The organism is Bradyrhizobium sp., assembly GCF_027451485.1.
GTDB lineage: Bacteria > Pseudomonadota > Alphaproteobacteria > Rhizobiales > Xanthobacteraceae > Bradyrhizobium.
Window position 1 is genome coordinate 1 of the sequence record NZ_DAIDJE010000210.1, and the last position, 5,395, is coordinate 5,395.

Genomic DNA, 5,395 nt, shown 5'->3' on the forward strand with positions numbered 1-5,395 from the left:
GGTCTCGTTGCGCGCGAGAAGACCGGCCGCGTCGTGGCCTGCCGGCTCACCGCGAAACCGATGGAGCAGGCGATGGATTGGCTCAACCGCTACCAGCGCTTCTGGTCCGACAATTTCGACCGCCTTGCCGCCTTTGTGGAGGAAGACCCATGGCCCAATCGTCAGCCGCAGCCCACCTCGACCAGCGCCCCAGCCTCACCATCACGCGGCGCTTCCGCGCGAGCCAGCAAAAGGTCTACGCCGCGTGGACATCGGCGGAAAACCTGATCCAGTGGTTCGCTGCCGCGCAGGCAAAGCCCGGCTCGATCAAGGCGGATCTCGACGTTCGCGTCGGCGGACGCTACCGCATCAGCTTCATCGACGAAAACAGCGGTGAGTATCACGAGGTCGGCGGCCTCTATCGCGAGGTCGTGCCGAACGAGCGGCTGAAATTCACCTGGGCCTGGCACTCGACGCCGGAGCGGGAATCGCAGGTCACAATCGAGCTCAAGGGCGATGCATCCGGCACGCTGATGGTCTTCCGCCACGAGCAATTCGCCGATCAGGCCGCGCGCGACAATCACGAGCGCGGATGGAACAAGTTTCTCGACGTGCTGGAGCAGTACCTCGCTTGATCCCGGTTTCGCACGCGACGAAAGACGCTCGATTTTAAACGAAGGAGCATCGCATGATTCAGCACAGGATCGTCTCGCGGGAGGAATGGATCGCGGCGCGCAAGGCGCATATGGCGCATGAGAAGGAGCTGATGCGCGCGCGCGACCGCCTGAACGAGGAGCGCCGCGCCTTGCCCTGGGTCAAGGTCGACAAGGCATATGTATTCGACGGCCCCGCCGGCAAGCTGACGCTGGCCGATCTGTTCAAGGGCCGGCCGCAGCTCGTGGTCCAGCATGTGATGTTCGCCCCGGACTGGGAAGCCGCCTGCAAGAGCTGCTCGTTCTGGGCCGATGGCCTCGATCGCATGGCGCCGCATCTTGCCGCGCGCGACACCACGGTCGTCGCGGTTTCGCTGGCAGGTGTCGAAAAGCTCGAGGCGTTCAAGACACGGATGGGCTGGAGCTTCGATTGGGTCTCGTCCGGCGGCAACGACTTCAATGCCGATTACGGCGTCAGCTATACGCGCGAACAGATCGCGGGCGAAAAGCGGTACAATTTCGGCACCACGCCGTTCTACGGCGAGGAACTGCCCGGCATCAGCGTGTTCTACCGCGCCGCGGACGGCAGCATCTTCCACACCTACTCGTGCTATGCGCGCGGCCTCGACATGATGAACGCCGCCTACCACTATCTCGACCTGACGCCGCTCGGCCGGCACGAGGAGGGGCTGCCTTATCCGATGGACTGGGTGCGCCTGCGCGATCAATATGCGCCGGAAGCGGCGAAGGGCGCATGCTGCCGCGGGTGATGAATCAAACTGTTCGCGCAGCCCGGCCGCGATGGATTTGACGGCGGCTTGCGCGACCGCAGCCCGCCTTGCGGACGAAGGCTGTTGAGCCCATCGCAATCGCCGAATCGAAATTTCCGCGTGGTTAATGCGGAGAAAAAACGTCACACGCACAATCTCATCGCGTCTCATCAGGTCGCGGCCTGCGCCGCCGCAGCCGATCAACCCTTGCTAGAAATGGCCTGCGTCGGTACAGTCGCGGAACAATAATTTCTCGTGAATGGACCAGCTGGAATGACCGCAGTTCGGAGTGTGGTGCCGGAGGACAGTGGCGGGCAATTGCCGCCGGGTGTGATCGTCGGTGGTCCGGTGGTCGATGCCAAGCTGCGCGAATCCTATGTCATCCAGGGCATTCTGCTTGCCGGTTCGCTCGCCGCGTCGGTCTGGACGATCATGCAGGGCATCGGCTGGGTGGAGATTGCGGTGTTCGTCGGCATGTTCTGGCTGACCATGTTCGGCATGGGCGCAGGCATGCATCGCCTGTTCGTGCACCGCAGCTTTCGCTGCGGCCCGCTCATGCGGGCGTTGTTCGCCGCCATCGCCACCATGGCGGTGCAGGGCTCGGTGCTCAAATGGGTCGCCAATCATCGCCGGCACCATCTCTATTCCGACAAGCCCGGCGACGTGCACAGCCCGCATTATGACGGCGTCGGCAACCGCTATGCCAGCTTCGTCAAGGGCATGTATCATGCGCTTGGCGGCTGGGTGTTCGACCCTGTCGCGACCGACGGCGAATACTATGCCAGGGATATCCTGGCCGACCCGATCGCCATGTTCTTCGTCAGGACGCGCTGGTTCTGGTACGCGCTGTCGGCGATCTTCATTCCCGGTGCCATCGGCTATGCGGCCGGGGGCATCCACACCATGATCGGCTGCGTGCTGTTCTCCGGCCTGTTGCGCGCCTACCTCATGGTGCTCGCCACCTCGCTGGTCAACTCGGTCTGCCACAGCGACGGCCGGTACGGCTACCGCCGCTTCGAGCTCAATGACGGCACGACCAACGAGTTGATCACCACGTTCCTCACCCTCGGTGAAGGGCTTCACAACAATCATCACCGGTTTCCGCGCGACGCCTATATTTCGCACGCCTGGTACGAGATCGACATCAATGGCCTGATCATCCGCGGGCTTGGGAAACTCGGCCTCGTGCACGACGTCTTCGACCCCGACCGGCGCGCCGAGGCGGTCCCGGCCGGGGAGACGTCGCAAGCTGTTTGAATGCGGCGAATTCGCGGACCTCGTGCGCGGGGTTTTCTTTCGGCATGGATCAGCCGCTGCCCGACCTCTTTCCGGAGTGACTTGGGACCGTAAAGCCGGACGGCATCGACTTTCTGAATTTCGACGGTCCGGCCACACGCGAGCGCGCTTGGTGGGCCCGGCAGCCGCCATATGAGGCGTTTTTTCTTGAGTGATTTTTTGATCTTATCAAGACGTCGATTCAACAGGTACCAACAAAGATACCAACAAATTTGCTAAAGGAAGCAGATCAGTCCTGCGCTCCTAACCGCAGTCGCTGGTCCTGTTCTGGTCGTCCCATCGCGTCCGATCAAGCTACGAGGGTGCTCGATCGCTATCAGCCCGGAAAGTATTTTTGAAGTTGATCCGGCGCTAACCGGTCGATTGTCGGTGCCGCGACCGGTCTAGCAGGGCCGCCGATAAAAAGTGGCTGTCGATACGGTGAAAAGTTCGAATCGTTTCTATGTTGAATCGATCATGAAGCTCGCGTTAGCCAATCATCCGCTGCGGACTATGCGCAAGTAAGCAAGTGAAATTCTAGAATTGCTGCATGCGCCAACCAGACGGATCGCCACTTTGCTCGACGACGGCTTGATTGAGATTGGGTCAGCCCGTCACGACGCGATGTAGCGTTCTCAATCCGTTTCGCTCTGGTGCCGGAGCCGCGCCAGAAATGCGGCAAGGTCAGCAGCATAAAACAACGTCTTTTTGCCGAACTTAACGCGTTTGAGGTCGCCTCGTTTGACGGCTGCGTACAGCGCGGTGCGGCCGATACTCAGCAACTTGAGAGTCTCGTCGACCGCATACGCTACCTTCGTAAAACCGAGGGCCGAGGGATCGATCGGATCAACTCCAGCGCTCTTGTTGTTGTCCACACTCGACACTGCCTTGTTCGCCGAAATGTGGTCAAAGGATTTGCGCAAGTGAACCATGGCAAGCATTGTGTCACGCGTATTGGCGCAAATAAACAACCTAATTCTGCGCTGTGCTACGCCATGGCGCCTTCTCAGGCCTCAACAGACCTCATCCAATTCGCGTTTCGCCCGCCACCCGACTGGATCGTCGATCCAGAGGTTGATGTCGGATTCGCGCCAGCCGGCGCCATGGATGCTGATCCTGATCTGGGGTGGGAATGTGCCCTCGGTGATCTTGCGGTAGATGGTGGACCGGGACAGCCCGGTCCGGGAGAGGACGGTCTTGAGGCGGATGATCCGATCTGGCTCGGGCATGGTTGTGTTGGGTCCGGCTGGCTGCTTCTGACTGCTGCTGATCCAGACAGAACAGGTCGTGATGGCTGCGCAAGGGCATTTTTCGTTTCGTCGCAGCGTGGCGTTTGGACGGCGGCAAATAGGCGTGATCGGCGATCAATGCATGTGGCTCAAACGTGCGCGGCGCCTTTGGGACAGCGACATGCATCACGTCAGAGCCCGAGTCCCCGGCCTCGGCCGAGGTCAAGGCCGTGGCTGAAGGCGAGTTCCAGGCTGAGCCTGCGGCCTGTGTCGAAGGAGATGCCGAGTTCGATCTTGCGATTGGCAAGGATCGATTCCATTTGCGGATCGCGTTCGAGGCCTCGCGCCATGTCGCCCATCGCCGAGCGCGTGGACCTGTAGCCGGACATGTCACCGGTCTGATACTGGCGCTGGCTGGTCCGCTCGAGCCCCTGCCAGCGCTCGACAAAGCGGTCGGCTAGCTGGCCTGGATTGATGCGGATTTCGGTTTCGAACTGGAGCGCGCGGATGACGCGGCCGAGATTTTTGCCTGACGCAGCTTCCGTGGCAAGGTGCGGGTACTTCTTATAGGCGGCCTCGGCATCGTGTGAACCGTGGGGGCGCAGCTCCTCAAAAGCCTTGCGGGCCTGCTGCAATTCCTTCACCTGCTCGGGGGTGGCCTTGCCGCCGATGTCCTGAACCTCGAAGATCGCATCCACCGCGCGGGCATGACGGACCAGCGCCTTGGTGCGGGCCTTGCGCAACGCCGCTTCCGGATCCCCCACGACCTGCCTTTCCGGCGTCTCGGTTGCGCGCCGCGCGGCTTGCGTATCGCTCCTGTCCCGTTCCGGCGCGTCCCGGCCCAATCTCTGTCCGCCATCCGGGCCGGGCGCGTCTGAGGCAGAGCGCAAGCCGTCGAACATGCCGCGCACCTTCTCCGGCACGATTGTCCTGACGATTTCGGCGACGCGCTCGCGGAAGGTGATGCCGCGCCGCTCGGCATAGTCTCGCGTTGGATCAAGCTGCTGGTAATCGCTGGCCATGTTCTTGGCCCGGTCGCGCGACAGGGTACGGGTGAGTTGGTCCCGATTGGCAAAATCGTCGCGGCCGTAATGCAACTCCACGCGATCGCGGTGACGTGACAGCGCGACATAGCTCGCATGGGCATCCATCCCCGGCGCCGCCAGCACGTGGGTGCGATCGACCGTCATGCCCTGCGCCTTGTGGGTGGTCGCCGCATAGCCGTGGTCGATCCGGTTATAGTCCTTGAAGTCGAAGCGAATGGATCGATCATCGTCGGTCTGCACCGTCATGCTCTGCGCGCTGACCTCTTTGATGGTGCCGAGCGTGCCGTTCTTGACGCCAAGGTCGCGCTCGTTTTGCAGGAACATGACGCGGTCACCGCGGGCGAAGTTGCGTTCGCCCCGATCGACTGTCACATGCACCTCATGGCCGAGATCACCGGCCTGGCGCATCCGCTCCCGCGCCGCTTCATTCAGGGCCCGCACCT

The 5,395-nt window shown here is 61.9% G+C and carries 5 protein-coding genes and 1 pseudogene; 3 read left to right on the forward strand and 3 right to left on the reverse strand.

From position 1 onward, the window contains the following. Window positions 1-149: 149 nt before the first annotated feature. The 3 genes from NEZ08_RS24895 to NEZ08_RS24905 all read left to right on the forward strand — a co-directional run bounded on the left by NEZ08_RS24895 (window position 150) and on the right by NEZ08_RS24905 (window position 2,659). Window positions 150-614: an SRPBCC domain-containing protein gene (locus NEZ08_RS24895; RefSeq protein ID WP_298113207.1), complete on the forward strand. Its 465-nt coding sequence runs from the start codon at window positions 150-152 to the stop codon at window positions 612-614. Between the two features lie 53 nt (window positions 615-667). Next, complete coding sequence (locus NEZ08_RS24900; protein WP_298113210.1) at window positions 668-1,402, forward strand: DUF899 domain-containing protein; 735 nt, start codon at window positions 668-670, stop codon at window positions 1,400-1,402. Between the two features lie 273 nt (window positions 1,403-1,675). Then, on the forward strand, window positions 1,676-2,659 hold the full coding sequence (locus tag NEZ08_RS24905; RefSeq protein ID WP_298113213.1) for an acyl-CoA desaturase: 984 nt from the start codon (window positions 1,676-1,678) through the stop codon (window positions 2,657-2,659). Window positions 2,660-3,312: 653 nt separating this feature from the next. Here NEZ08_RS24905 and NEZ08_RS24910 read toward each other — a convergent pair. The 3 genes and pseudogenes from NEZ08_RS24910 to NEZ08_RS24920 all read right to left on the reverse strand — a co-directional run. After that, entirely contained in the window at window positions 3,313-3,618 is a 306-nt protein-coding gene (locus NEZ08_RS24910) for a helix-turn-helix domain-containing protein (RefSeq protein WP_298113216.1), read from the reverse strand. A gap of 72 nt (window positions 3,619-3,690) precedes the next feature. After that, complete coding sequence (locus tag NEZ08_RS24915) at window positions 3,691-3,906, reverse strand: AlpA family transcriptional regulator (protein WP_298113219.1); 216 nt, start codon at window positions 3,904-3,906, stop codon at window positions 3,691-3,693. Window positions 3,907-4,097: 191 nt separating this feature from the next. Beyond that, a pseudogene (locus NEZ08_RS24920) lies at window positions 4,098-5,395 on the reverse strand (Ti-type conjugative transfer relaxase TraA); the annotation flags it as partial.

What these genes read in the sequence shown, in the direction of transcription:
- NEZ08_RS24900 (WP_298113210.1), top strand. Translation starts at nt 668, where the DNA reads ATGATTCAGCACAGGATCGTCTCGCGGGAGGAATGGATCGCGGCGCGC.
- NEZ08_RS24915 (WP_298113219.1), bottom strand. Translation starts at nt 3,906, where the DNA reads ATGCCCGAGCCAGATCGGATCATCCGCCTCAAGACCGTCCTCTCCCGG.
- NEZ08_RS24910 (WP_298113216.1), bottom strand. Translation starts at nt 3,618, where the DNA reads ATGCTTGCCATGGTTCACTTGCGCAAATCCTTTGACCACATTTCGGCG.
- NEZ08_RS24905 (WP_298113213.1), top strand. Translation starts at nt 1,676, where the DNA reads ATGACCGCAGTTCGGAGTGTGGTGCCGGAGGACAGTGGCGGGCAATTG.
- NEZ08_RS24895 (WP_298113207.1), top strand. Translation starts at nt 150, where the DNA reads ATGGCCCAATCGTCAGCCGCAGCCCACCTCGACCAGCGCCCCAGCCTC.